This is a genomic window from Ralstonia mannitolilytica, from assembly GCF_000954135.1.
Taxonomy (GTDB): Bacteria; Pseudomonadota; Gammaproteobacteria; order Burkholderiales; family Burkholderiaceae; genus Ralstonia; species Ralstonia mannitolilytica.
In genome coordinates this window covers 859,916-885,673 of the sequence record NZ_CP010800.1, presented here as the reverse complement: position 1 = coordinate 885,673, position 25,758 = coordinate 859,916, and the positions used below count along the sequence as shown (strand labels likewise).

The window sequence follows — 25,758 nt, the reverse complement described above, 5'->3', positions numbered from 1 at the left end:
TGCGGCGGTCTGTTGATCTATGCCGCCTTGCGCTGGACCGGCGGCACGATCTTCGCGTCCACCAGCTTCAGCGTTGCGCTGACACTCCCCTCGCGGCCGTCTTCAAACCGGACGCGCGTCTCGATGAACTGCTCCTGCCTGCCCGCATACAGCGCGTCGATCAGCACGGCGTACTTCTCGGCGATGTAGCGGCGGCGCACCTTGCGCGTGCGCGTCAGCTCGTCGTCGTCCGGGTCCAGCTCCTTGTGCAGGATCAGGAAACGCGCGATCTGCGAACCCGACAGCATCGGGTCCTCCGCCAGGTCGGCATTCACCTGCGCCACGCACTCGGCAATCATCTCGATCACCTGCGGCTGCCCGGCCAGGTCGATATAGCCGGCGTACGGCAGATGGCGGCGCTCGGCCCAGTTGCCCACGGCCTCGAAGTCGATGTTGATGAACACGCAGACCCGGTCGCGATCGGCGCCAAAGGCCACGGCTTCCTTGATGTACGGGAAGAACTTGAGCTTGTTCTCGATGTACTTGGGCGCGAACATCGAACCGTCGGCCAGCCTGCCGACATCCTTGGCGCGATCGATGATCCGCAGGTGGCCGTCGGCGTCGATGAGGCCCGCGTCGCCGGTCATGAAATAGCCGTCGGCGTCGATTGCCTCGCGCGTGGCGTCGTCGCGCTTGTAGTAGCCCTTGAGCAGGCCCACGCCGCGCACCAGCACCTCGCCGCTGTCGGCAATGCGGATCTCCATGCCCGGCGCGGCCGGCCCCACGGAATCGAACTTGACCTGGCCATCGGGCTGCAGGCAGACATAGGCGCAGGTCTCCGTCTGGCCGTAGAACTGCTTCACGTTCACGCCGATGGAGCGGTAGAAGCGGAACAGGTCCGGCCCGATCGCCTCGCCGGCGGTATACGCCACGCGGATGCGGCTCATGCCGAGCACGTTGCGCAGCGGCCCATAGATCAGCAGTTCGCCCAGCGCATAGCGCGCGCGGTCCAGCGCAGCGACGGGCTGCCCGTCGAGAATCTGCGTACCGCAGCGCCGTGCCACGCGCATCGCCCAGTCGAACAGCCTGCGCTTGATCCAGCCCGCGTCTTCCATGCGGATCATCACCTGCGTGAGCAGGCCTTCGTAGATGCGCGGCGGCGCGAAGTAGTAAGTCGGGCCGATCTCGCGCAGGTCGGTCATCACCGTCTCGCGCGACTCGGGGCAGTTGACGGTAAAGCCGGCCACCATGGCCTGCGCATACGAAAACAGGTTGTCGCCCACCCACGCCATCGGCAGGTAGGACAGCACGTCGTCATCGGCATGCAGGCCGTCAAAGGCGCAGCCGCGCGTGGCCACGGCAATCAGGCTGCGGTGTGCGTGGCACACCCCCTTGGGCTTGCCGGTGGTGCCGGAGGTGTAGAGGATGATGGCCGTGTCATCGGGCGCGCCGGCCCCCACGGCCGCCTCGTAGAAGCCCGGATGCGTGCGGTCGAACTCGCGGCCGATCTCCTGGATGCGCTCATACGACATCAGCTCGGCATCGTCGTAGTCGCGCAGGCCGCGCGGGTCTTCGTAGACGATCCATTGCAGCGGACGCGCCTGCGCCGCGAGTTGCGGCTGCAGCTCGAGCAGCTTGTCGACCTGCTCCTGGTCTTCGGCAATGGCAAACGCGATCTCGGCATCGGCCAGCACATGCAGCATTTCCGCGGCCACCGCATCCTGGTAGAGCGGGATGGGCACGCCGCCCAGCGCCTGGGCGGCCGTCATCGCCCAGTACAGGCGCGGACGGTTGTCGCCGACCACGGCCAGGTTCATGCCGCGCTCGAAGCCCAGCGCCGCCAGGCCGCAAGCAAGCGCGCGCACTTCCTGCGCCACCTGCGCCCACGTCGTGGTCTGCCAGATGCCGAGATCCTTCTCGCGATAGGCCGGGTGGCCTGGCCTGCTCTGGGCGTGCGCCAGCAGCAGTCGCGGAAAAGTCGTCGCCGACGAATCCTGCATGCGTGTCTCCTGTCCCTTTCGCCTCCCTGACCGGGAGGCCGCTTCTGCTGCTGGTGTCCAGGCTCGGGTGTCCAACCACCCGTTCGTGTATGCCGCCCGTCTTCGCAGGCTGATTTTCCGCACGAGCGTTCGTTCTGGTGCCCGGCCTCAATCGTGACGGTAAGATAGTCCACGCCTTTTTGGCCGGATGTCGCGCCGGTGACAATTCCGGGTTAATCCCTACAGGAACTCCCAAAACCCATGCCGAATGACTTCATCGACCACTGCGCGTGGGCAGCGGACCTGAGCGCGGAACAACGCGAGCGCGTACGGCAGGCCACCTACGTGCGCGAATACGGCCCGGGCGACTACATCAGCCACAAGGGTGAGCGCGCCGAGGAGTGGATGGGCGTGGTCGACGGGCTGGTCAAGATCACCACGGTGTCGCCATCCGGCAAGTCCGTCACGTTTACCGGGGTGCCGACCGGCGGCTGGTTCGGCGAAGGCGCCGTGCTCAAGCACGAAGTGCGCAAGTACGACGTGATGGCGCTGCGCCGCTCCCGCATCGCCTTCATCCCGCGCGAGACCTTCCAATGGCTGCTCGACACGAGCCTGCCCTTCACCCGCTTCCTCCTGATGCAGCTGAACGAGCGGCTCGGCCAGTTCATTGCGGCGGTCGAGTACGAACGGCTGCTCGACATTGATTCGCGCGTGGCACGAGCCGTGTCGTCGCTGTTCAACGAGCTGCTGTATCCGCGGCTGGGCAACACGCTCGAGATCTCGCAGGAAGAGATCGGGCTGCTGGCGGGCATCTCGCGCCAGCGCGCCAACCAGGCCCTGAAGGTGCTCGAACAGCAGGGGCTGGTCAGGGTGGATTACGGTGTGATCGAGGTGCGCGACCTCGTCGGCCTCAGGCAGTACGGCGAGTAGCCACCCTCTGCACAAACGCCTGCACCGTGCGACACTCACCGCCAACACCGCACCGGAGGAGACCCGCATGCCCGCCAAGACTGTCGACTGGTTCTTCGATGTCATCTCGCCATTTGCCTACCTGCAGCTCGAGCAGTTCGACAAGCTGCCCTCGGACATCGTCATCGCGCCGCGCCCCGTGGTGCTCGGCGCCATCCTGAATCACTGGGGCCAGAAAGGCCCGGCAGAGATCGGCGCCAAGCGCGTGTTCACATATCGGCATGCGCTGTTCCGTGCGCAGCAGCTGGGCATTCCGTTTCGCATGCCGCCGGCCCATCCGTTCAACCCCATCAAGGCCTTGCGGCTGACCATCGCCATGGGCGGTTCACTGGAAGCCGTGCGCGCCGTGTTCCGGCACATCTGGCGCGACGGGCACGATGTCGGGTCGACCGAAGGCTTTGCAGCGCTGTGCGAGGCCGTCGGCTTTGCACAAGGGGTGTCCGCCGTCGAGCAGCCGTCCGTCAAGGAGGCACTGCGGCACCACACCGATGCCGCCATCGCGCTGGGCGTGTTCGGCGTGCCGACACTTGCGGCCGACGGCGAGCTGTTCTGGGGCGAGGACGCGACGGCCCTGTTCCTCCGGTGCCAATCGACCGACTGGCTCTCCACCCCGGAAGTCCACCGCATCAGCACGCTGCCGGTGGGCGTGCAGCGTGCGTGAGCCGCAGGACGCCGCGCGCCCGGGCATCAACCGCGCGCGGCTGGCCCACATTGCGGCGTGGTCGATCGACCTGCCCGCCGACGAAGCCGAGCGCGCCAGCACCGGCATCATCGAGCGCACCTACGAGCGCGGCAGCTGCATCTGCGCGAAAGACACGGTGCTGGACTCCTGGACGGGCGTGGTCAGCGGCCTGGTGAAGATCGGCACGGTGTCACCGGAGGGGCGCAACGTCACCTTTACGGGGGTCACGGCCGGCGGCTGGTTCGGCGAGGGCTCCTTGCTCAAGAACGAGCCGCGCCGCTACGACATCATCGCGCTGCGCGACACGCGCATGGCCTTCATGAACCGCGCGACGTTCCAGTGGCTCGTGCAGAACAGCGTCGCGTTCAACCGCTTCCTGGTGCGGCAGCTCAACGAGCGGCTCGGCCACTTCATGGCGCTGCTCGAGTACGACCGCATGCTCGATACCACGCCGCGGCTCGCGCGCTGCATTGCCTCGCTGTTCAACCCGGTCCTCTACCCCAGCGCCGGCGACCACCTCGAGATCACGCAGGAAGAGCTCGGCCTGCTCTCTGGCATGACGCGCCAGGCAGCCAACCAGTCGCTCAAGGCCCTGGAGAGGGACGGTGTGGTGCGGCTGGAATATGGCGGGGTGACGGTCGTCGACCTCGACCGGCTGCGCAGCTACGGCGCCTGAACGTCACCACTATTAACGAATTTTCATCTCGCCGGGCGCGGTCCTCCCGCTAGAATCGCGGCGCAACAAAACAAGATCACTAAGCTGCGGCATGCGCCCCGCGCGCGCGGCAGCCGGAAGAGGGAACAGGGCCGCGCACCCCGTGCGTGCCCGCATCTATGCTGCCGATTCATCTGCTTTCCACCGGCAAGGCGTTGCCGGAGCAACAAGTCACGTCCGCTGAACTGGATGCCCGCCTCGGGCATCGGGCGGGGTACGTGCGCAAGAAGTCCGGCATCGACGTTCGCCACCATGCCACGCTGGCCGAGCGCCAGTCGGAACTCGCCGGCGCTGCCGTGCGCGATGCACTGCGCCGCGCCGATGTTCCGGCTGCGTCCATCGACCTGCTGATCTCCGCCTCGGGCGTGCAAGAACAGGCGCTGCCCAACACGGCCGCGCACATCCTCGAGCCCGCCGGGCTGCCGGCCGGCACGCCTGCGTTTGATGTCAATGCGAGTTGTCTGAGCTTCGTGACGGCGCTGCATGTGGCGGGCAGCCTCCTGACGACGGGCGCGTACAAGCGCATCGCCGTGGTGGCGTCCGACCTCGCCTCGCGCGGCATCGACTGGGACGACGCCGAGACCGCATTGATCTTTGGCGACGGCGCAGCGGCGGTCATCGTTGAAGCGGCACCGTCGCAATCCGGCGCGGGCATCCACGCCTACCGCATGGAGACGTACCCCGCCGGCAAAACCTATTGCGAAATCCGCGCGGGCGGCACGCGCCGCAACCCGCGCACCGGTGCGCAACCGACCGATTACCTGTTTCACATGGATGGCAAGCGCGTATTCAAGCTCGCCGCGCAACTGATGGACGGTTTCCTCGATCGGCTGTTCGCGGGCAGCCAATACACGCTGGGCGACATGCATGTCGTCGTGCCGCACCAGGCGAGCCACCTGGGGATGCAGCATCTGCGCAAGCGGTTGGGCGTGCCTGAAGCCAGCGTGGTCGATATCTACGCGCAGCACGGCAACCAGGTAGCCGCGTCGATTCCCACCGCGCTGCATGAAGCGGTGACGACCCAACGCATCGAGCCCGGCAAACCGGTGCTGCTGGTCGGCACGGCGGCCGGCCTGACGCTCGGCGGCATGGTGCTGACGCTATGACGACGCTGGTGACGGGCGCCACCGGTGGGCTCGGCCGCAACGCGGTCGACGCGCTGCTCGCGCAAGGCGCCCGCGTGCGCGCGACGGGGCGCGATGCCACGCAACGCGACGCCTTTGCCGCCCGTGGCGCAGACTATGTGCCGGCCGATCTGGCACAGCTGACAGCGGCCACGCTGGATGCGCTGCTCGACGGTGTCGACACGGTCTGGCATTGCGCGGCGCTGTCATCGCCGTGGGGTGCGTATGCAGACTTCTACGCGGCCAATGTGCGCGCCACGGCGGCGCTCGCCGAAGGTGCCGTCAAGCGTGGCGTCCGCCGCTTCGTGCATATCTCCACACCGTCGATCTATTTCGACTACCAGCATCACGCCGATCTGCCCGAGAACTATCGTCCTGCGCGCTTCGCCAATCATTACGCGGCGACGAAGATGCTGGCAGAAGCGGCCATCCTGCAGCAGGTCGCCACGCAGCACCGCACGCACTTCGTCATCCTGCGGCCGCGCGGGCTGTTCGGCCCGCACGATCGCGTGGTCCTGCCGCGCATCCTGCACTTGCTGGAGCTGCGCGGCGGCGTGCTGCCCCTGCCCCGTGGCGGCGCGGCGCGCATGGATCTGACCTATCTGGAAAACGTGGTGCATGCCATGCAGTGCGCCACCACAGCGAGCGTGCCTTCCGGCGCCGCCTACAACATCACCAACCATGCGCCTGCCACGCTGCGCGATCTGCTCGATCAACTGCTAGGGCAGCAGCTCGGCCTGCGTTATCGCATCCGCGCGGTGCCGTATCCGGCCATGGCATTGGCCGCACGCGTCATGGAAGCCGGCAGCGCCGTCACGCACCGCGAGCCGCTGCTCACGCGCTACAGCGCCGCGGCCCTCCACTACGACATGACGCTCGCCAACGACCGCGCGCGCATCGAACTCGGCTACGTGCCGCCCATCGACATGGCCGAAGGCATCCGCCGCACGGCTCACTGGTTACGTGAACATGGCAACGTTGTCCGTTTTTGAAGCCGGGTACTGCACGCATACCGCGTGTGTGGCGCTGCGCGGCGCGGGACTGCGCACCTGCGCGTTTCCCGCACGCGCCTGGCTGATCGAAGCCGCCGGGCGGCGCTGGCTGTGGGACACGGGCTACGCCTCGCATTTTCATGACCACACGCGCAGTGGCCTGTTTGCGATCTATCGCAAGGTCACGCCCGTGTATTTCGACACGTCGGAATCCATGGCGGTGCAGCTTGCGCAACAGGGCGTGCGCCCGGCTGATCTGGATGGATTGATCGTCTCGCATTTCCACGGCGACCACGTTGCCGGCCTGCGCGACTTTCCGGGCGTGCCGGTCATCTGCTCCGGCGAGGGATGGATGCACCTGCGCGCGCTGCGTGGCGTTTCCGCGTTGCGGCGCGCTTTCGTGCCGGGGCTGATTCCCGAAGATTTTGAAACGCGCACGCGCTTTGTCGAACAGTTCGAGCAAGTCGCGCTGCCGCCGGAGCTGGCGCCATTCACGTCCGCCTGGGCCTTGCCCGACAGCAACGGCGACGTGCTGCTCGTGCCGCTGCCCGGCCACGCCGCGGGGCACCTTGGCGCGTTCGTGCGCACGCAGGAAGGCTGGGTGCTGCTGGCCGCCGACGCCGCCTGGTCGCCGCTGAGCTATCGGGAGCTGCGTGGGCCGTCGGTATTGGCGTACTCGATCATGGAAGACCGCCATGCCTACTTCGACACGCTGCGCAAGCTGCACGCGCTCAATGCGGGCGGCCACGTGCGCATCCTGCTCACACACGAGGGGGCGTTGTGACGGCGTTGCACCGCCTGCTGTGGTCGTACTGGCAAACGCGCTGGCTGCGGCTGCCTGATCGCGCCGCGCTGGAAGCGCACCAGCAGCGGCAGATCTCGCGCTTCACGCAACGCGTGCTGACCCGCAGCCCGTATTTCCGCCCGTTCGCATCGAAGCCGATGCACGAATGGCCGTTGATGGACAAGGCCACGATGATGGGCAATTTCGACGCCATGAACACCGCCGGCCTGCGCCTGAACGACGTGCTGGCCTGCGCGCAACAGGCCGAGCAGTCACGCGATTTCCGGCCGACGGTCGGTGCGTATTCAGTGGGCTTGTCGTCAGGCACCTCCGGCGGACGCGGCGTATTCGTTGTCAGCCCGACCGAGCGTGCGCAGTGGGCCGGCATCCTGCTCGCCAAGCTGCTGCCGCGCGGGCTGTTGCACGGCGAGCGCGTCGCGCTGTTCCTGCGCGCGAACAGCAATCTGTACACCGCCGTGCGCAACCCGTGGCTGACGTTCTCGTTCTTTGATCTGTTTGCGCCGTTCGAATCGCACCGCGCGCCGCTGGAAGCATTGCAGCCGACCATCATCGTGGGGCCGGCGCAGGTGCTGCGTGCGCTTGCCATGGAGAAGCTTGCCGGCCGGCTCGACATCGCGCCCGTGCAGGTGCTGTCCGGCGCCGAAGTGCTGGAACCGATGGACCGCGCACTGCTTGCACAGGCCTTTGGCAACGTCGGTGAGGTCTATCAGGCCACCGAAGGCTTTCTGGGCGCGACCTGCCCGCACGGCACGCTGCACCTGAACGAAGCGCACGTGCACATCGAGCCGCAATGGCTGGACGCGCGCCGCTTCGTCCCCGTCATTACCGATTTCACACGCCGCACGCAGCCCATCGTGCGCTACCGGCTCGATGACATCCTCATCCGCCGCGACCCGGCGCTGGGCGCCTGCCCCTGCGGCAACCCGGCGATGGCCATCGAGCGTATCGAAGGCCGCTGCGACGATACGCTGGTCCTGCCCGCGCTGGGCGGCGGCACCGTCACGCTGTTTGCCGACGTGTGTTCGCGGGCGCTGGCACAGGCGCTGCCGCTGCACGCGGATTACCGCCTGGTGCAGACCGATGCGAACACGCTCGCGTTGTCCATTCACCCGGCCGACGCCGACATTGCACGCGCGTGCCGGGCGCACCTGACCGATGTCTTCGCCTGCCAAGGTGTCGATGCATCGCGCGTGACGTGGCACGCCACGCCCGAGCGCATCGCCACCGATTTCACCACCAAGCGCCGCCGCATCGTCCGGCTCGCGGCGCCGGGAGCGTCACGATGAGCCCGCTTGCCACGCGCCTGCGTCATATGGCCTTGGGCTGGTGTTCGGTGGGCCTCGTCTATGGTCTCTGCGGAGCGCTGCAAGGCGTTGGCACGATCGTGCCCGAGACTGCACTGGACCGCGCCATTCCGTTCAGCACGTCGGGCATCTGGCTGTACGTGTCGTTCTTCGTGCTGATTCCGCTGGCGTATCTGCGGGCCGACGTGTCGCGGCTGCCTTGGCTGGAACGCGCCATGCAGATGAGCGCGCTCGTGAGCGGTGCGGTGTTCATGCTGTGGCCGACCACGCTGCACTACCCGCCGCTGGCGGATGCATCGTTGCCCGGCAGCGTGCAGCGCATGCTGATCGCGATGGATTCGAGCCAGAACTGCCTGCCCTCTCTGCATGGGGCGCTCACGCTGCTCTCGGTGTGGGCGCTGGCGGATTCGCGCAGGCCGATGCGCACGGCGCTCGCCGCAGCCTGGGGACTCGGCATCCTGTACGCCACGATCCAGACGCGCCGGCACGTCGCACTTGACCTGTCGGCAGGCGTAGCCGTGGGTGTGCTGTGCGGCGCGGCTGTCCGTCTATGGTTGGCGCGGCGCGCGTCAACGCTCTCCATCGAACCGGTGTCCACATGAATGCCTTTGCCCTGCCGCTTGCATTGATGCTCGGCTGCGTGCTGCTGGAACTCGCTGCCCTCAAGTGGTGGCGCGGCCAGCCGCTGCCGTGGCGCGACGTCATCCTCAACCTCAACTCCGGCCACGTGCTGATGTGGCTGTGCCGCGGCGTGGAAGTCGCGGGCTTCACGTGGCTATATGCCCATGCCAGCCTGCATTGGGTGGATGGCTGGCACCCGGTTGCGGGTTGGGCCTTCGCGTTTGTCGCATGGGATCTCGGCTTCTACTGGCTGCACCGCATGCACCACAAGCTCGGCTTTCTGTGGGCGATCCACGCCGTACATCACGAGGGCGAGCATTTCAACCTCTCGCTGGGCGTGCGCAACGCGTGGCTGTCGTCGCTGACATCGCTGCCGTTCTTCGTGCCGCTGGCGCTGATCGGCGTCACGCCGGAAATGTTCGTGGCGGTGTCGGGCCTGCATTACTCGGTGCAGTTCTACAACCACTGCGGACTGGTCGGGCGCTCGGGCGTGTTGGACCGCTTGATGGTCACGCCCGCCAACCACCGCGTGCATCACGGCTGCAACCCGGAATACATCGACCGCAACTTCGGCGGCACGCTGCTGCTGTGGGACAAGCTGTTCGGCACCTATCAGCGCGCGCTGGCCGACGTGCCGATCCGCTATGGCGTGCACAAGCCCACCCACAGCGACAACCCGTTCTGGGCCAACGTGGTGCCGGCATTGCAATGGCTGGGGCTGCATACGCCGCATCTGCAACGCGATACGCGCACCACGCCCGCCGGCTGGATCGCCACCGGCGGTGTGCTGCTGTTTGGCGTGGTGATCGACTATGTGCGCACCGACGGCCTGTGGCCCGGTCACTGGCAAGCGGTCTGGTTCGCGCTCATCCTGCTCCTCACGCTGGCGCTGGGCGGTTTGTCGGATGGGCGAGGCTGGGGACGCTGGCTTTGGCCGCTGCTGGCGCTTGCGCTGCCCGTGCTGATGATCGGCATATGCGGCGCGGGCGATGCATTGTCCGACACGTTGGCCTTTGCGCTCGGGTTGCATGGTCTTGCTTGCGGCCTGTGGCACGCGCTGCGGACCGAATCGCCGCTCTCTTCTTCGCCGCATGCCGAATCTCGCTAAGCTCCGCTACGCTTCGCCGCGCGCCTCCTCGCTGGCCGAAGATTTGCGCCGTGCCGCGCACGATCATCTGCAGGCGCACGGCGACCATCGCTTTGCCGATGTGCAGTTCATTGCCAAGGGCGCCTCCCTCGTTGCGGTATCCGCGCTGCTGTATGGCGCCATGGTCACGGCCACGCATGCGACGGCTTTCGTGCTCGCCTACATGGCCTTTCCGTTCATCGCGATGCTGCTGGCCATGAACGTGCTGCACGACGGCGCGCATCGGGCGCTCTCCCCCTGGGCATGGCTGGACCGCCTCATGACGCGTGTGACCGCCATCCCGCTCGGCATCGAACCGGCCTACTGGACGGTGCGCCACGTGCACTATCACCACGCGCATGCCAACGTGGAGCACTACGACCTCGACACCGCTGCAAACCGCTTCCTGCGGCAGACGCCCTTTCAGCCGTGGTATCCGCAGTTTCGCTATCAGCATCGCTACTGGCCGCTGATTGCTGCACTGTCGCTGCCCTACATCAACTGGATCTACGACTGGTCGGATCGCCTTGGCCTCACGCCGCTGGCGGCGGATCGCGTGCTGCCCGGCCTGCGCGGCTGGATGACGTTCCTGTCTGCGAAGGCGTTGCACTTGCTCATTGCGGTGGCGGTGCCGGCCTGGATGGCACATCGGCTCGGCCTCGGCTGGGGCTGGGTGGCGTTCGGCTACTTCGCGGGGCAGATGCTGGCGTCATGCGTGCTGGTCGCGTTGATCCTGGGCACGCACTGGGCGGACGTGACGTTCTATCTGCCGCCCGAATCGGGCCAGCTGCCGCACACGTGGCACGAGCATGCGTTCCACACCGCGTGCGACTGGCAACCGCAACCGGCGTGGATCGGCTACTGGCTCGGGGGCCTGAACTGGCACCTCACGCATCACCTCTTCCCGACGTATAGCCACCGGCACTATCCGGCGCTGGCTGCACGCGTGGCGGAGGTGGCGCGCGCCCATGGGCTTGACTACCGCGCGCTCACCTACCGCGAGTTGCTGACCGCGCAGCAGACCTTCCTGCGCGCCATGGGTCAACGCCCGAACTGACGCGCAGGCAACACGCGCGCGGCCTCAGTTGCGCGCCTCAACCGCGTGCACCGCATCCAGAATCACCTTTGCCACATCTTGCGGCCGCGACTGCTGCGGCACGTGGCTCGTCGGCAGTGTCGTCACCTTGGCGCCAATCTTCCTGGCCATGGCGCGTTCCAGATCCGGCTGGATCATACAGTCGTGCGCGCTGACGATGAACCACGACGGCTTGCTTTGCCATGCCGCCACCGTGGTGCGCTCGCCAAATGCCGTGGCCTTGATGGGACCTTGCGTCGCGGCCATCACGCGTGCCTGCGCGGCGGGCACATCCTGCGCAAAGTCGCTCGCCAGCGCCGCAGCGGGCAGTGACAGATAGCCGTTGGCGTCGGCGACGAGCTTGCCGATGCCCGGCGCGGGCGCGTAGTCCTTGCCCACCTCTTCCGTCGACTGGCCAGCGTCCGGCGCAAACGCCGCCACGTACACGAGGCCGGCCACCTTGCTGTCAGCACCGGCTTCGGTGATGACCGTGCCGCCCCATGAATGCCCCACCAGCACGGCCTTGCCCGGCTGGTTGCCGACGGCGCGGCGCGTGGCGGCCACGTCGTCGGCCAGCGAGTTCAGCCCGTTCTGCACCGCCTGCACCTTCACGCCCTTGGCCTGCAGCAGCGGGATCACCTTGGCCCAGTCGGATCCATCGGCAAGGCGCCGTGCACGATCACGACGGAAGGTGGATCGGCGTCGGCCACCGTGGCGGCCAGCAGGGGCGCACTGACGGCCATGCCAAGTGCCAGCACTGCGATGGAGACGGCCTTGAAGCGTCATCACGGCCGGCATGGCCGCCACGGCCATCACTGTCTGCGCGGCGGTGATGCCGGCCATGAGCGGCGCATCACCGCCCAGCGCGGCGCGTCATGATGTACGACGCAGAGGCGGTGGGCAGCGCCTTGAACAGTGCAGCCGGGGCAGCACCGGCTCAATGGTCAGAAAACGCGGCCTTCCTTCAGGTGCTGCGTTTCGCCATTGAGGTGGTAATCCCCCACCACCCGCGCCTTGTGCAGCAACGGGTTGTGGCTGAAGATCGTCCGCAGGTTGCGCCAGTGACGGTCAAGGTTGTGCGCGCGCGCCGTCATGGATGCACCGCCCGCTTCAAAGAGCTGCTGCGCGGCATGCAGCGCCAGCTTGCCGACAACCAGCTGCGTTTGCGCCGTGGCCAGCGCGCCTTCCAGCACCAGCGCGTCGGCGTTTTCCGCTTCATCGCGGATCGCGTCGGCGGATCGATCCAGCACGCGCGCGTTCTCGCGCACCAGGGCATCGATGGCATGGCTGTGTGCGGCAATGTCGCCCACCACCTGCTGGATGAAGTGGTCCTCCCGCGCGGACGGCGCCGGGCTGTGCAACACCGGTCGCCCATGGTTGACCACATACCGCCGCGCGTCGGCCGCCACATTGCGCACAATGCCTGCCGCCACGGCCACCAGATGCAACTGGCGCAGCGCACCGGTATGGCGCCCCACCAGCGAGCTGCTGACGCGCGAGGCAACCTCGTCTGCGCGCACCTGCACGTGCTCGAACACGATGCTGCCGCTGGCCGTCATGCGCTGGCCCATCCCGTCCCAGTCGTCGATCACCTTCACGCCCTCGCGCGTGACCGGAATGATGATCTGCACGTTGCCGCCTGCGTCATCGTTGACATTGAAGCGGCCGTAATCGGCGAACGCCGTGCCGGTGGTGTAGTACTTGCGGCCGCTGAGGCGGTAGTCGGCGCCGTCGCGCTGGAGGGTCGTGGTGACCTCCCCCGGGCGCGACGTGCCGCGCTCGGTTGAACCGCCGCCAAAGAGGGCGCCCTCCAGCAGCCGATCCAACTGCGTCCGGTGAAACGCATCGAGCGGCGACAGACGGATGACCTCGGTCAGGTCGTAATGAATGCGCAGCGCATGCGCGACGTTCGATTCGTGAGCGGCCAGCGTGCTGATCGTCTCGAACAGGTCGACGAGCGAGCCGCCCAGACCGCCCCACTCCACGGGAATGCGCAGCAAACCCAGGCCCGACGCGCGAAAGTGCGCAAAAGCTTCGTACGGCAGCACGCGCCGCACTTCGCGTGCAGCGGCATCTGTCCCGATGCGCTGGGCCAGGTCAGGCAGCTCGGCAAGGGCTTCCTGCAGGCGGTCGGGGAGATGAAGATCGCGTGGCGTGTTCATAAGATCAGCACGATGAAAGCGGCTATGCAGCCGCGCGATTGGTCGGGCGACCGACAGGCCGCGCGAGGCCGAAATGCTCGCGCAGCGTGTGTCCGGCGTATTCGGTTCGAAACAGCCCGCGCTGCTGCAGGATGGGCACCACGCCATCGACGAAGTCCTGCAGCCCGCCCGGCAAGGCGTCGGGCATGAGATTGAAGCCGTCGGCCGCGCTGTGGCGGAACCAGTGCTCGATGTCGTCGGCGATCTGCTCGGGCGTGCCCACCAGCACGCGATGCCCGCCACCGCCGGCCAGTTCGCGAATCAGTTCGCGTACCGTCAATTGCTGGCTGCGCGCCAATGCCAGTGTGGCGTTGAAAAACGTGTGATTGCCATTGCCGTTGTTGGGCAACGGCAAATCGTCCGGCAGGCGTGCGTCGAGTTGCAGGCGCTCGACCGGCACACCGAGCGTGCCGGCCAGCCGCGTGAGGCTGTAATCCCATGGGATCAGGTCGACCAATGCATCACGCCGCGCGCGGGCCTGCGCCTGCGTGGCACCGATGATGGTGGTCAAACCGGGCAACACACGAATCGCCTCCGGCCCTCGCCCCAAAGCCCGAGCGCGTGCCTTGAGTCCGCGCGCATAGGCCAGCGCTTCTTCAAAGCCTTGCGATGCGGAGAACACGGCCTCCGCGTGGCGCGCAGCCAGCTCGCGGCCATCGGCCGAACCGCCCGCCTGCACAAGCACCGGACAGCCCTGCGGAGAACGCGGCAGGTTCAAGGGGCCCTGCACACGAAAGAACTCGCCACGATGGGCGATGGGATGCACCTTCCGCACATCGACAAAGCTGCCGCCGGCCTTGTCGCCAACAAAGGCATCGTCTTCCCAACTGTTCCAGAGATCCTTGACGACGCTCGTGAATTCATCGGCGCGGGCATAGCGCTCGGTGTGGTCGGGCACGGTGTCCCGGCCGAAATTGCGTGCCGACGGCAGATCGGCGGTGGTGACCACGTTCCAGCCCGCGCGGCCGCCGCTCACATGGTCGAGCGTGGCAAAGCGCCGGGCGATGTTGAAAGGCTCGTTGTAGCTGGTCGATGCCGTGCCGATCAGGCCGATGTGCGTGGTGGCCGCTGCGATGCTGGCCAGCAGCACGGTAGGTTCCAGCGCGGTGATCGGCCTGAAGTGGATCTGATCGACGATGGCGGCGTTGTCTGCCAGGAACACGGCATCGAACTTGGCCGCCTCGGCAATCCGCGCCACCTTCACGTAGTGCTGCACGTCGGCAAAGGCGTACGGATCGCTCTCGGCCAGTCTCCAGGCCGACGGTACAAAGCCGGAGTGCAGGATGTTGACGTTCAGGTGCAATTGACGCGGTGCCTGCGTGTCGCTCACGGGAGACCTCGGCGCTTGGACAAGCGCTCACCATACCGGCCATGCCGTGTCGCTCCAACGAAGCAATCGTTGCTTCGATATGCGGATTCACGGCGGTGAACATGCTGCGAATTTGCTACTTCGGTTTTGTTCGTGGACCAGCACTGCACGCCGCTTCTAGACTGGGCCACGTCTTCACCACACACGAGCCACCCCATGAAACGACGCCCTTTCTTTTACGCCCTCCTGGCCGCTGCAACTGCCCTGACGCTGGGCGCCGGCTCCGTGCTGGCGGCAGACAAACCGATCAAGGTCGGTGTGCGCGGCGGTGTTGATGAAGAAATCTGGGAGGTCGTCACCCGCGTGGCCGAAAAGCAGGGGCTGAAGGTCCAGCCCATCGTCATCACCGGTACCGCAAGCCCCAACGAGGCTCTCAACAACGGTGATCTCGACGCCAATGCGTTCCAGCACATCCCTTTCCTGCGCGACCAGATCAAGCAACGCGGCTACAAGCTGGTGACGGTAGGCAACACGCTGATCTCGCCCATCGCCTTCTACTCGCGCAAATACAAATCGCTCGAAGCCCTGCCGGTGGGCGCCCGCATCGGCCTGCCCAACGACCCGAGCAACCAGACGCGTGCGCTTGTCATCCTGCGCGATCATGGCCTGATCAAACTGCGCGACGGCTTCGATCCCTTTACCGGCACGGCCACGCTGGCCGACGTGACGGCCAACCCGAAGAAGCTGGAGTGGGTGGAGAGTGCATCGGTGGTGCTTTCGCGCTCGCTGCCCGACGTCGACACGGCGGCCATCGTCAACACCTTTGCCTACCAGGCCGGATTGATTGCCACGCGTGACGGCATCGCGGTGGAGAAGAAGGAACGCAATCCGTACGTCAACGTGATCGTGGTCCGGGAACAGGACAAGAGCGCGCCGTGGGTGGTGCCGCTGGTGAAGGCGTATCAGTCTGAAGAAGTGCGACAGTTCATCCTGAGCAAATACCAGGGCTCGGTCATCCCGGCGTTCTGAGGCAGCCGATCATGCCCCCGCTCGCGCCGCACCTCACTGCATTGCCGAACACGGCAGCCCCGGCCATGCCGCACATTGCGTTCGAACGCATCAGCAAGACCTATCCCGGCGCCAGCACGCTCGCGCTCGACAGCATTTCGTTCACTATCGCGCGCGGCGAGGTGTTCGGCATCATCGGCCGCAGCGGCGCGGGGAAATCCACGCTGCTGCGCACGGTCAACATGCTGGAACGCCCCGACGCGGGCACGATCCGCATCGACGACATCGATGTCGGCCGCCTTGACGAAGACGGCCTGGTCGCGCTCCGCCGGCGCGTCGGCATGATCTTCCAGCACTTCAACCTGTTGTCGGCCAAGACCGTTTTCGAGAACGTTGCGCTGCCGCTTCGTGTGGCGGGTGTGCCGCGCGAAGCCATCGGGCCTCGTGTTATGGAGCTACTCGATCTGGTCGGCCTGTCCGAAAAGGCCGGCGTGTATCCGGCGAAGCTCTCCGGTGGGCAAAAGCAGCGCGTCGGCATTGCCCGCGCGCTGGTGCATCGCCCGGAGATCCTGTTGTGCGACGAAGCGACGTCTGCGCTGGACCCTGAAACGACCGAACAGATTCTCCTGCTGCTTGGCGACATCAACCGGCGCCTGGGGCTGACCGTCGTGCTGGTCACGCATGACATGGCGGTGATCCGCGACGCCTGCGATCGCGTCCTGGTGCTCGATCAAGGCCGCATTGCCGAGCACGGCACGGTCGATCAGGTGTTCGCCGATCCGCATGCAGACGCCACGCTGGCACTGCTGCGTCCGCTGCGCCAACGCTCTGGCATGACGCCCACCAAACCTGTTGTCCTCTTGGCCGATCCGCCGGGTCGCGCTTACGCCCATGCTTGAAAAATACCTGCGCGCATTCGGCGAAACGCTCTTGATGGTCAGCAGCGCATGCCTGGTGGTATTCGTCGTCGGCCTGGCGTTGGCCATCGTGCTCACCACGTCGGCGCCGGGCGGCTTGCGGCCCCGGCCGCGCCTGCACCGCGTGCTGTCGGTACTGGTCAATACGTTCCGCTCGATCCCTTTCATCATCCTGCTGGTGGCGATGCTGCCCGTCACCCGGCTCATTGTCGGCACGACCATGGGCACGTGGGCGGCCGTGGTGCCGTTGAGCGCCCATCTGATTCCGTTCTTTGCGCGTGTATCGCAGGTAGGCCTGAACGAGGTCGATCGCGGCCTGGTGGAGGCCGCGCGCGCCATGGGCTGCCGCCGCTGGCACATCGTGCGGCACGTGCTGCTGCCCGAGGCGCTGCCCGCGCTCATCGGCGGCGCCACCGTGACGGTCATCGCCATGATCGGCGCTTCGGCCATGGCAGGTGCGGTGGGCGCCGGCGGGCTGGGCGATCTTGCTATCCGCTACGGTTATGAGCGTTACGAAACCGCCGTCATGTTCAACGTCATCGCCATCCTCATCGTGCTGGTGACGGCCGTGCAGCTGGGCGGCGAGCGGCTGGCGCGCCAGTTCGATCACCGCCACTGACGGCGCCCACCGAGGCCTGCCGATACCGTCAGTTGTGGCAGACCAGCCCATCCTGCAACCGGCTCACCTCGAAGGCAATGTCGCCGGCGCGCTGTGTGCTGGCGCGGGCCAGCGCACCGCCGGTCTTCCAGACGCGCACTGCACGGTCCACATAGTTGGCAGACACGGCATCGCGGGTGCGCAGGGCGATCTGCGCCGCAGTGTTGTCCGGGGCGATGTCGTCTTCCAGCGTGCGGTAGAAGCGCCATTCCGGCAATTGCACCAGCCGTGCCAGCGCTTGCGCATCGTCTGCCAACGCCTGGCACTCGCCCGAAAGGAATCCCCAGATGGCACGGACCGCCGACGGATACTGCCGGGGAATGGCGCCATCACGCGCAGCCAATCCGCTGGCATACGGACTGCCCTGTGCAACGCAGACCGTGCGTGCGCGCAGATCGGCGGCGAAGCGATACGGAGTGTTGCGCAGCACCACCAGCGCGCCCTGCCCGCCGGTATACGCCGTGGGCACAGGCTGCCACGCAGCAGGCGCCGGTTGGCTGCCGGCGACGACCAGGTCGATATGCGCGTCGTGAGGCACTAGGCCGTCTGCCGGCAGGTTGACCAGCCGCAATTGCAATTGCAGGTGCTGCGCCAGCGTGGCTGCGAATTCGGCATCAAAGTGATCGGGCTCCATCGGTGCGGTCACCCCGGGCGGCGCCGGCCGCGCATAGGCGCGCACTGCCACGACCAACTCACCATTACGTTGCGCATCGCGCAGCACCGGGCCCAGCGGCAATGCGGCCCAGTCCGGCTCCGCTTGACGCTGTGCCAGCCAGGCCTGCATCGGCAAGGGCAAGCGCTCGGGCCAATGCGGAACGTGGGGCATCAGCGCCGGCGCACCGAACCAGGCCAGCGCGCCTGTCGCTGCAATGCCCAGCGCAACGAGCCAGGGCCTGCGCAGGCGCCATGCCTGCGCAATCGGCGCGGTCAGGATTGGCACGCGCCATGTGGGCGCACGCTCAGGCATTGAGCGTCAGGCCCTTGCGCCAGCGGGTCAGGCGCCGCTCGATCGATGCCAGGATGGTGTTCAGCACCAGCCCCAGCACGGCCAGCAGAAGAATGCCCGCATACATCGTCGGGATCTGGAACACCTCCTGCGAATTCAGCGTCAGGAAGCCCAGCCCGGAATGCGCACCGATCATCTCCGCTGCCACCAACGCCGTCACGCAATACGTACCGGCCAGGCGGATGCCGGTGAAGATCGACGGCGTGGCCGCCGGCAACACCACCTTGCGGAACACGAACAGGTTCGACGCGCCCATGGAGCGCGCCGAGTGGATCAGCAACTTGTCGACCTGCCGCACCCCGCCGATCGTGCTCAGCAGCACCGGCCAGAACGACGCCCAGAAGATGATGGCCACCTTGGACAGCTCGCCGATCCCCAGAAAGAGGATGAACACCGGAAACAGCGCAAATGCGGAGGTCTGCCGAAACAGCTGGAGGATGGGATCGACAATCGCCTCGAAGCGCGTGAACCAGCCCATCAGCAAGCCCAGCGTCACACCCAGCGCGATGGCCAGCAGCAGACCCCACAAGGAACGCTGCAGACTCGCGGCCACGTGCTTGAGCAGCGCCCCGCTATGCGCGAGCTGCCAGATCGCCTCGGCCACTTGCGACGGCGGGCTCAGGTAGGCATCGCTCACGATGCCCAGGCGCGGCACCAGCTCCCATAGCAGCAAAAATCCTACGATGCCGGCCACCCCCCATGCGTGATCGCCAAGACGGACGGTCAACTTGCGCGTGCTCATCGTGCGGCCTCCGCAACGGCAATCTGGCCACGGACATCGTGCCCTGCGGCGTGCAGCACGGCTTCACCTTCCGCGCGCTCGCGCGGATCGGCAGTGGCGCCCAGCGGCCGGGGCGCGGCGCCCGGGTTGGCAAACTGCACTTCGTCCTTAAGGATGTCCCACGCCTGCTGGCGCAGCGCGACGAACGCCTCTGAATTGCGCAGTTCCGGCAGGCGCGGGCGCGGCAACGGCACCTCGAGGATCTGCTTGACGGTACCGGGCCGGCGCGTCATCACGGCGATGCGGTCCGACAAAAATATGGCCTCATCCAGGCTGTGCGTGATGAAGACGATGGTCTTGCGGTACTGCTCCCAGATGCGCAGCAGTTCGCCCTGCAGGATCTCGCGCGTTTGCGCGTCGAGCGCGGCAAACGGTTCGTCCATCAGCAGTACATCAGGCTTGTAGGCCAGCGAGCGCGCGATCGCCACACGCTGCTTCATGCCGCCCGAAATCTCGTGCGGATAGCGGGCACCCGCGCCCGTCAGGCCCACCAGCTCCAGATGCTCCTGCGCGATGCGGCGGCGTTCCGCCTTGGGCACGCCACGAATCTCCAGACCGACTTCGATGTTCTCCAGCACCGTGCGCCACGGAAACAGCGCGTAGCCCTGGAACACCACGCCTTGCTGCGGGTTGATGCCCGTGAGGGGCTGGCCGTCGATACGGATACTGCCGCCGGTGCGGTCGGTGAGCCCCGCCAGGATGCTGAGAAACGTCGACTTGCCGCACCCGGACGGCCCCAACACCGAAAGAAACTCGCCGTCGCGAATGTCCAGGTCGAAGTCTCGCAAAACGGCCACGTCTTCCCGTTGCCCTGCATCGTTGCGTACGCTGTAATCCATGCGCACACCGCGCGCCACGATCTTGCTGCTCATCGTCGTGTCCTTCAGGCCTTGACGTACGGGTTGAACTCGTTGGTGTAGATATCGCGCGCGGCCACCTTGCCCTTCGCAAGCTTTCCCTCGCGTTCGAGCACGTCGATGTAGTACTGAATGGGCGGCTCGGTGATCACCAGGTCCTCTACATACGCATAGCGATCGACAAACTGCAGATCGAGCTTGATGCGCTGCGAGACCAGCTTGCGTGCATCCTCCGGGTTGGCGTTGACCCAGTTGCCCGCCTTGGCCAGCGCCGTCACCACGTCGCGCACTGCTTCGGGCTGTTCCCGGATGAACTTGCCGTGCGCGCTGTACGGCGCCATGCCGCCCAGGCCGCCGTCGAGGTCGTAGTCGCTCCACAGGCGCACGAGGTTTTGCGCATGATCGGCGCGGCCCGAGAATGGCGCATGGATGATCGCCAGATCGGTGTTGCCTGTGGCCAGTGTCTGCTCGGCCTGGTCATCGGGAATCACAACGAAATTGATCTTGTTGACGTCCACACCCTTCTGCCGCAGGAACGTCTTGGTCACAAACTCGGCGCACGCGCCAAAACTGTTGAAACCGACCGTCTTGCCTTCCAGGTCTTTCGGCTGGCGAATCCCGGAATCCTTGCGCACGAAGTACTTCATGTGGGGCGCTTCTTCCAGCGTCTTGCCGCCGGCGGCCACCACCTTGATATCGGCGCCGCTGGCATAGGCCGAGATGACCAGGGGCACCATGCGCGAGCCGAAGTCGATCTCGCCCGTACCGACCAGCGGAATGATCTGCGGCGCCGCCACCTTGCCGATGTAATTCGGCCGCGTGTTGGTGCCGTCGAAGTAGCCAAGCTGGTCGGCCAGGTAGATCAGGTCGAACGCCGGGTTGTCCGGATATTTGAAACTCACCTTGTCACCGGCTTTCTTGATGACGGCCGGGCCACTGCCCGCCTTGGCGTTCTGCTGACCATCGCTGCGCGAACATGCTGTCAGGCCCAGGCCGGTGCTGCCCAATGCGGCCAGCGTTGCAAGGTGTTTCAACGCCCGGCGGCGCGACGTGAGAGAGAAGGCATTGGATGACATCAGGCGTTCCGCAAAGGTGGAGTGTCTGCAAGCGCCCACAGCATGGGCGCAGCCTAGTATTGGATAGGCCATCCCGCACGACAACGAAGCTTTTCGCGCATCCATATCGGTTGCGCGCTGCGCCCGACATCCCGGCCCGGGCCACGGGTTTTCCTCTAATGCCGGCGGCCCTCAAGCTCCCTACAATGACGAGTCATATAGATGAATAGTTGACCACTTTCGATACCCATGCCCGCCGATCTCCGCCTGCCCCGCTATCAGCAATTGCGCGACGATCTGGCCGCGCAGATCGCCCAGCAGCACTGGCGCCCGGGCGACGCCATCCCCACCGAGGCCGAGCTGGCCAAGACGTACAACGTGGCGGTCGGCACGGTCCGCAAAGCCGTCGATGTGTTGGTGGCGGAGGGCCTGCTCGAACGCTTCCAGGGCCGGGGCACCTTCGTGCGGCGCGCCAGCTTTGCCAGCTCCTTGTTCCGGTTCTTCCGCTTCCAGAGTGAAAGCGGCGAACGGCGCATTCCTGAGAGCCGCATCCTCAAGCGCGATGTGCTGGATGCGCCGTCTGCCCCCGCTGCGGGCCTGCAGATTGAGACGGGCGCCCCCGTCATTCGCCTGACCCGACTGCGTCTGCTGGATGGCGCGCCCATGCTGGCCGAAGAAATCTGGCTGCCGTACGACCGCTTTGCGCCGCTCGCCACGTTGGAACTCGAGGCGTTTGGCGACCTGCTGTATCCGCTGTACGAATCGCACTGCGGGCAGATCATTGCCAGCGCTGAGGAAACGCTCACCGCCGAGGCCGTCAACGCAACGTATGCGCGGCTGTTGCGCATCCAGGCCGGCGATCCGGTGATGGTCATCGAACGCGTTGCGCGGGGCTACGACCGGGTGCCGCTCGAATGGCGGCGCTCGCGCGGCGCGGCGGCGCACTTCCGCTACCACGTGGATATCCGCTAGCGCCGCATACGCCGCAACCCAGTCCGAAAAAAACCCACACAGGAGACAACATCATGCAGGCCAACTCACCGACCGCGCCGCCGCTGCTGGACGTGCGCGGCGTCACGCTGCAGTACAAGACACGCCAGCATCTGGTGACAGCCACCTACCGCGTCGACTTCCAGGTCTATCCCGGCGAGCGCTACATCCTGCTCGGGCCGTCGGGCTGCGGTAAATCGACATTGCTGAAAGCCATCGGCGGCTATCTCACGCCCACCGAGGGCGAGATCCGCCTGAAGGGGCAACCCGTGACCAAGCCCGGGCCGGATCGCATGATGGTGTTCCAGGAGTTCGACCAGCTCCTGCCGTGGAAAACGGTGAAAGAGAACGTGCTGTTCCCGCTGCTCTCCACGGGCAAGCTGGGCGCGCGTGAAGCCGAAGAACGCGCGCTGCACTACATCAACAAGGTCAACCTCACCAAGTTTGCCGACCATCACCCGCACATGCTGTCAGGCGGGATGAAGCAACGCGTGGCCATTGCGCGCGGCATGGCGATGGAGCCCGACGTGCTGCTGATGGACGAGCCGTTCGCCGCGCTCGACGCGCTCACACGCCGCAAGATGCAGGACGAGCTGCTGCAGCTGTGGGACGAAACGCGCTTCACCGTGCTGTTCGTCACGCACTCGATTCCGGAGGCGATCCGCTGCGGCAGCCGCATCCTGATCCTGTCCCCGCATCCGGGCCAGGTCCGCGCAGAGCTGCCGAGCCTCGCGCGCGGCGATGATGACCCGGAGCGCTTCAAAGCGCTCGAAGCCGAGATCCACGACATGCTGTTCGCCCGCGCAGTGGAGGAAACCCATGCAGACTGAAACGCTTTCCATGCCAGCGGCCACCGACATCAGCAACCGCGCGCCCGTCTACAGCACGCCCGTGGCGTTCGAGCGCATCGGCGTGGTGGAAAAACCGCTCTCCATTGCCGAGCGTTTGTACGAACAGGCATGGCTGCGCAAGCTCGTCATCCTCGTCGTGCTCGCACTCGTGTGGGAAGGCGGTGCGCGCTGGCTCGACAACCCGCTTCTGCTGCCCACCTTCTCTGACACGGTGCAGGCTTTGTGGGCTGGGTTAGCGAGCGGCACGCTGTTCGCTCGCATCGGGACGTCGATGCAAACGCTGCTGGCAGGCTACGCGCTCGGCTTGGCGTTGTCCTGCGCGCTGGTCGTGCTCGGCATCAGCAACCGGCTCGGGCAGGACTTCCTGGAAACGCTCACCGCCATGTTCAACCCGCTGCCGGCCATTGCGCTGCTGCCGATCGCACTCGTGTGGTTCGGCCTCGGCAACGGCAGCCTGATCTTCGTGATCGTGCATTCGGTAGTGTGGGCGGTGTCGCTCAACACGCATGCCGGTTTCCTGTCGGTATCGAACACGCTGCGCATGGTGGGCCGCAACTACGGGCTCTCCGGCATGGGATACCTGACCAAGATCCTGATCCCGGCCGCGTTCCCCTCCATCCTCACCGGCCTGAAAATCGGCTGGGCCTTCGCATGGCGCACGTTGATCGCCTCCGAACTGGTGTTTGGCGTCAGCTCCGGCCAGGGCGGCCTGGGCTGGTACATCTACGAGAACAAGAATCAGTTGCAGATTCCGGAAGTATTCGCCGGCCTGCTGACGGTGATCATCATCGGCCTGCTGGTAGAGAACCTAGTATTCCGCACGCTCGAAGCCCGCACCGTCAAACGCTGGGGCATGCAGAACTGAACATGGGCGCAACGCCAGCGCCCAGACGGTGTGGCCGTACCCTGCCCTAGATGGCGCCTTGGATTTTTGTCGCGGGGAGGAAAAAGAAGGGAGGCTGTCTGAGCGCAGCGAGTTTGCCTCCCCTCCCTCCCCGTGACACAAATCCAAGGGGAAGTCGCCATCTCGGGCGCGCCTTTCTTTGCTTACTTTCTTTGGCAAGACAAAGAAAGTAAGTCGCCCCCGGCAGGGGGTGAAACAAGGGACACACCACCAACAAACATAAAGCCCAACAGACCAACAGACCAACAAGGAGACAACACATGCAGCACCCCCGCCGCACCATCCTCCGCCTGACAGTCGCCGCCGCGCTGGCCACATCGCTCCTGGCCGGCGCCATCACCACCGCCCACGCAGAAGCCACCGAAGTCCGCATCTCCCACGGCTACGGCATCCTCTACCTCCCCATCATGGTCATGGCCAGCGAGCACCTGCTGGAGAAGCAAGCCAAGGCCGCCGGCCTGGGCGACGTGAAGGTCAGCTACCGCGTGCTCGACGGCGGCAACGTCATCAACGACGCCATGCTCTCCGGCGCGCTCGACATTGCCTCGCTGGGCGTGCCTGGCTTCCTCACGCTGTGGGACAAAACCCGCGGCAGCGCGATGGAAGTGCGCGGCCTGTCGTCGCTCAGCTCGTCGTCGATGTACCTGATGACGCGCAACCCCAACGTCAAAACGCTGGCGGATTTCTCCGACAAGGACCGCATCGCCGTGCCCGGCATCAAGACCTCGCTGCCCGCCGTGGTGCTGCAAATGGCCGCCGCCAAGACCTTCGGCGACAAGCAGTTCAACAAGCTCGACCCGATCACCGTGCCGCTGCCGCACCCTGACGCCACCGCCGTCATGCTGGCCGGCGGCAGCCAGATCAACAGCCACATGGCCTCGCCACCGTTCTCGTACACCGAGGCCGCTGCCCCGGGCCTGCACCGCGTGTTCAACACGGTCGACGTGCTCGGCAACATCACGCTGGACATGACCTACACGAGCAAGAAGTTCTACGAGGCCAACCCGAAACTGTCGGCGGCGTTCGTGGCGGCGCTGGATGAAGCCAACGCATTCATCGCCAAGGACAAGACCAAGGCGGCGCAGATCTACATCGCCCAGTCGAAGGTGAAGAGTTCGCCGGAAGAGGTGAAGAAGATCCTGGACGATCCGGACTCGCGCTTCACGACCACGCCGGTGGGCGTCGCACACTATGCTGAGTTCATGCAGCGCGTGGGCACGCTCAAGAACAGGCCGGCGTCGTGGAAGGATCTGTTCTTCCCAACGGTGCAGAGCCGGCAGGGTTCGTAAGCACGCCGCGCGCAGCATCCACACGGAGACATTTCATGGCACTACGCATCGTCCGGCTCGGCGAGCCGCGTCACCCCGACGAAGGCTTGCGCATCGGCACCGTACGGCGCCCGCCGCGCGGCGTGCCCAAGGAAGCATTCGCCAGCCGCGATTTCTATGACGTGTGGATGCCGCTGCTTTCGCCCACGCCCGAACTGGTCAAGCAAGCCCAGGCCGCGCAAGCCCAGCACGATGAAAAAGCCTGGCACACCTTCGTGCGCCACTTCCGCACCGAAATGCGCGACGGCGATGCCGCCCGCCTGCTCGACATGCTGGCCGCGCTATCGCATCAGACCAACCTGTCGGTGGGCTGCTATTGCGAGGACGAAGCCCATTGCCACCGTTCCGTGCTGCGCGTGCTGCTGCAGGAGCGCGGCGCCAGAGTGGTCGGCTGAGCCGGGCGCCTCAGCGCTGTCCTACCCCGCTCGGGTGACGACACTGCCCCCCGGCGAACCTATAACGAACGTACGCGCGACGCCCGTTTCGGCATCGCGCGGCCATCGTTTAGTTTCAGGAGTACCG

The 25,758-nt window shown here is 66.1% G+C and carries 25 protein-coding genes and 1 pseudogene; 18 read left to right on the top strand and 8 right to left on the bottom strand.

The window, feature by feature from the left end:
- Positions 1–17: 17 nt before the first annotated feature.
- A complete protein-coding gene (locus TK49_RS20605) occupies positions 18–1,979 on the bottom strand; it encodes an AMP-dependent synthetase/ligase (protein WP_045219616.1) in 1,962 nt (653 codons plus the stop codon).
- A gap of 240 nt (positions 1,980–2,219) precedes the next feature.
- Between TK49_RS20605 and TK49_RS20600 the strand changes: the two genes are divergently transcribed.
- The 10 genes from TK49_RS20600 (at position 2,220) to TK49_RS20555 (ending at position 11,353) form a co-directional block, all read left to right on the top strand.
- On the top strand, positions 2,220–2,888 hold the full coding sequence (locus tag TK49_RS20600; protein ID WP_045219614.1) for a Crp/Fnr family transcriptional regulator: 669 nt from the start codon (positions 2,220–2,222) through the stop codon (positions 2,886–2,888).
- A gap of 67 nt (positions 2,889–2,955) precedes the next feature.
- Positions 2,956–3,588 (top strand): 2-hydroxychromene-2-carboxylate isomerase, encoded by a 633-nt coding sequence (locus TK49_RS20595; RefSeq protein ID WP_045219612.1) that lies wholly within the window; start codon positions 2,956–2,958, stop codon positions 3,586–3,588.
- Positions 3,581–4,285, top strand: a complete 705-nt coding sequence (locus TK49_RS20590) for a Crp/Fnr family transcriptional regulator (protein WP_082062919.1) — start codon at positions 3,581–3,583, stop codon at positions 4,283–4,285. The genes TK49_RS20595 and TK49_RS20590 overlap by 8 nt, the downstream gene beginning before the upstream one ends.
- 158 nt (positions 4,286–4,443) lie before the next feature.
- Complete coding sequence (locus TK49_RS20585) at positions 4,444–5,430, top strand: 3-oxoacyl-[acyl-carrier-protein] synthase III C-terminal domain-containing protein (protein WP_045219610.1); 987 nt, start codon at positions 4,444–4,446, stop codon at positions 5,428–5,430.
- Positions 5,427–6,440, top strand: coding sequence for an NAD-dependent epimerase/dehydratase family protein (locus tag TK49_RS20580; RefSeq protein WP_045219609.1), 1,014 nt, complete (start codon positions 5,427–5,429; stop codon positions 6,438–6,440). Before TK49_RS20585 ends, TK49_RS20580 begins: the two co-directional genes overlap by 4 nt.
- On the top strand, positions 6,418–7,224 hold the full coding sequence (locus TK49_RS20575) for an MBL fold metallo-hydrolase (protein ID WP_045219607.1): 807 nt from the start codon (positions 6,418–6,420) through the stop codon (positions 7,222–7,224). The genes TK49_RS20580 and TK49_RS20575 overlap by 23 nt, the downstream gene beginning before the upstream one ends.
- Positions 7,221–8,531, top strand: a complete 1,311-nt coding sequence (locus tag TK49_RS20570) for a F390 synthetase-related protein (RefSeq protein WP_082076364.1) — start codon at positions 7,221–7,223, stop codon at positions 8,529–8,531. Before TK49_RS20575 ends, TK49_RS20570 begins: the two co-directional genes overlap by 4 nt.
- Positions 8,528–9,151, top strand: a complete 624-nt coding sequence (locus tag TK49_RS20565; RefSeq protein ID WP_045219604.1) for a phosphatase PAP2 family protein — start codon at positions 8,528–8,530, stop codon at positions 9,149–9,151. Before TK49_RS20570 ends, TK49_RS20565 begins: the two co-directional genes overlap by 4 nt.
- Positions 9,148–10,278 (top strand): sterol desaturase family protein, encoded by a 1,131-nt coding sequence (locus TK49_RS20560; RefSeq protein WP_045219602.1) that lies wholly within the window; start codon positions 9,148–9,150, stop codon positions 10,276–10,278. Before TK49_RS20565 ends, TK49_RS20560 begins: the two co-directional genes overlap by 4 nt.
- Positions 10,262–11,353 (top strand): acyl-CoA desaturase, encoded by a 1,092-nt coding sequence (locus tag TK49_RS20555; protein WP_045219601.1) that lies wholly within the window; start codon positions 10,262–10,264, stop codon positions 11,351–11,353. The genes TK49_RS20560 and TK49_RS20555 overlap by 17 nt, the downstream gene beginning before the upstream one ends.
- Before the next feature lie 24 nt (positions 11,354–11,377).
- Here the strand turns inward: TK49_RS20555 and TK49_RS20550 are convergent.
- From TK49_RS20550 to TK49_RS20540, 3 genes and pseudogenes are all read right to left on the bottom strand, one after another.
- Positions 11,378–12,114: pseudogene (locus TK49_RS20550) on the bottom strand (alpha/beta fold hydrolase).
- Between the two features lie 201 nt (positions 12,115–12,315).
- Entirely contained in the window at positions 12,316–13,533 is a 1,218-nt protein-coding gene (locus tag TK49_RS20545) for an acyl-CoA dehydrogenase family protein (protein ID WP_045219599.1), read from the bottom strand.
- 22 nt (positions 13,534–13,555) lie between these two features.
- Positions 13,556–14,902, bottom strand: a complete 1,347-nt coding sequence (locus TK49_RS20540) for an LLM class flavin-dependent oxidoreductase (RefSeq protein ID WP_045219597.1) — start codon at positions 14,900–14,902, stop codon at positions 13,556–13,558.
- 195 nt (positions 14,903–15,097) lie between these two features.
- On the opposite strand from TK49_RS20540, the gene TK49_RS20535 reads away from it, so the two are divergent.
- Genes TK49_RS20535 through TK49_RS20525 form a run of 3 tightly spaced genes read left to right on the top strand, consistent with a single transcriptional unit; the run spans position 15,098 to position 17,425 of the window.
- The gene (locus tag TK49_RS20535) at positions 15,098–15,910 is read left to right on the top strand and encodes a MetQ/NlpA family ABC transporter substrate-binding protein (protein ID WP_045219596.1); all 813 of its coding nucleotides are present in this window, start codon (positions 15,098–15,100) and stop codon (positions 15,908–15,910) included.
- A gap of 11 nt (positions 15,911–15,921) precedes the next feature.
- Positions 15,922–16,788: a methionine ABC transporter ATP-binding protein gene (locus TK49_RS20530; protein WP_082076363.1), complete on the top strand. Its 867-nt coding sequence runs from the start codon at positions 15,922–15,924 to the stop codon at positions 16,786–16,788.
- Positions 16,781–17,425 carry a methionine ABC transporter permease gene (locus TK49_RS20525; RefSeq protein ID WP_045219594.1) on the top strand — a complete coding sequence of 215 codons (645 nt, stop codon included), beginning with the start codon at positions 16,781–16,783 and terminating at the stop codon, positions 17,423–17,425. Before TK49_RS20530 ends, TK49_RS20525 begins: the two co-directional genes overlap by 8 nt.
- 28 nt (positions 17,426–17,453) lie before the next feature.
- Here the strand turns inward: TK49_RS20525 and TK49_RS20520 are convergent, their stop codons facing one another.
- Genes TK49_RS20520 through TK49_RS20505 form a run of 4 tightly spaced genes read right to left on the bottom strand, consistent with a single transcriptional unit; the run spans position 17,454 to position 21,184 of the window.
- Positions 17,454–18,404 (bottom strand): type 2 periplasmic-binding domain-containing protein, encoded by a 951-nt coding sequence (locus TK49_RS20520; RefSeq protein ID WP_157774027.1) that lies wholly within the window; start codon positions 18,402–18,404, stop codon positions 17,454–17,456.
- 19 nt (positions 18,405–18,423) lie between these two features.
- Entirely contained in the window at positions 18,424–19,212 is a 789-nt protein-coding gene (locus tag TK49_RS20515) for an ABC transporter permease (protein ID WP_045219592.1), read from the bottom strand.
- Positions 19,209–20,123 carry an ABC transporter ATP-binding protein gene (locus TK49_RS20510; protein ID WP_045219590.1) on the bottom strand — a complete coding sequence of 305 codons (915 nt, stop codon included), beginning with the start codon at positions 20,121–20,123 and terminating at the stop codon, positions 19,209–19,211. Before TK49_RS20510 ends, TK49_RS20515 begins: the two co-directional genes overlap by 4 nt.
- An 11-nt stretch (positions 20,124–20,134) precedes the next feature.
- Positions 20,135–21,184 carry an ABC transporter substrate-binding protein gene (locus tag TK49_RS20505; protein ID WP_082062915.1) on the bottom strand — a complete coding sequence of 350 codons (1,050 nt, stop codon included), beginning with the start codon at positions 21,182–21,184 and terminating at the stop codon, positions 20,135–20,137.
- Positions 21,185–21,412: 228 nt separating this feature from the next.
- Between TK49_RS20505 and TK49_RS20500 the strand changes: the two genes are divergently transcribed.
- From TK49_RS20500 to TK49_RS20480, 5 genes are all read left to right on the top strand, one after another.
- Positions 21,413–22,135 carry a GntR family transcriptional regulator gene (locus TK49_RS20500; protein WP_027679354.1) on the top strand — a complete coding sequence of 241 codons (723 nt, stop codon included), beginning with the start codon at positions 21,413–21,415 and terminating at the stop codon, positions 22,133–22,135.
- Positions 22,136–22,188: 53 nt separating this feature from the next.
- Positions 22,189–22,983 carry an ABC transporter ATP-binding protein gene (locus tag TK49_RS20495; RefSeq protein ID WP_012430126.1) on the top strand — a complete coding sequence of 265 codons (795 nt, stop codon included), beginning with the start codon at positions 22,189–22,191 and terminating at the stop codon, positions 22,981–22,983.
- Complete coding sequence (locus TK49_RS20490; RefSeq protein WP_027679355.1) at positions 22,973–23,869, top strand: ABC transporter permease; 897 nt, start codon at positions 22,973–22,975, stop codon at positions 23,867–23,869. Before TK49_RS20495 ends, TK49_RS20490 begins: the two co-directional genes overlap by 11 nt.
- A 299-nt stretch (positions 23,870–24,168) precedes the next feature.
- Complete coding sequence (locus TK49_RS20485; RefSeq protein WP_045219577.1) at positions 24,169–25,197, top strand: ABC transporter substrate-binding protein; 1,029 nt, start codon at positions 24,169–24,171, stop codon at positions 25,195–25,197.
- Between the two features lie 35 nt (positions 25,198–25,232).
- Positions 25,233–25,631, top strand: coding sequence for a DUF488 domain-containing protein (locus TK49_RS20480; protein WP_045219575.1), 399 nt, complete (start codon positions 25,233–25,235; stop codon positions 25,629–25,631).
- Positions 25,632–25,758 lie beyond the last annotated feature (127 nt).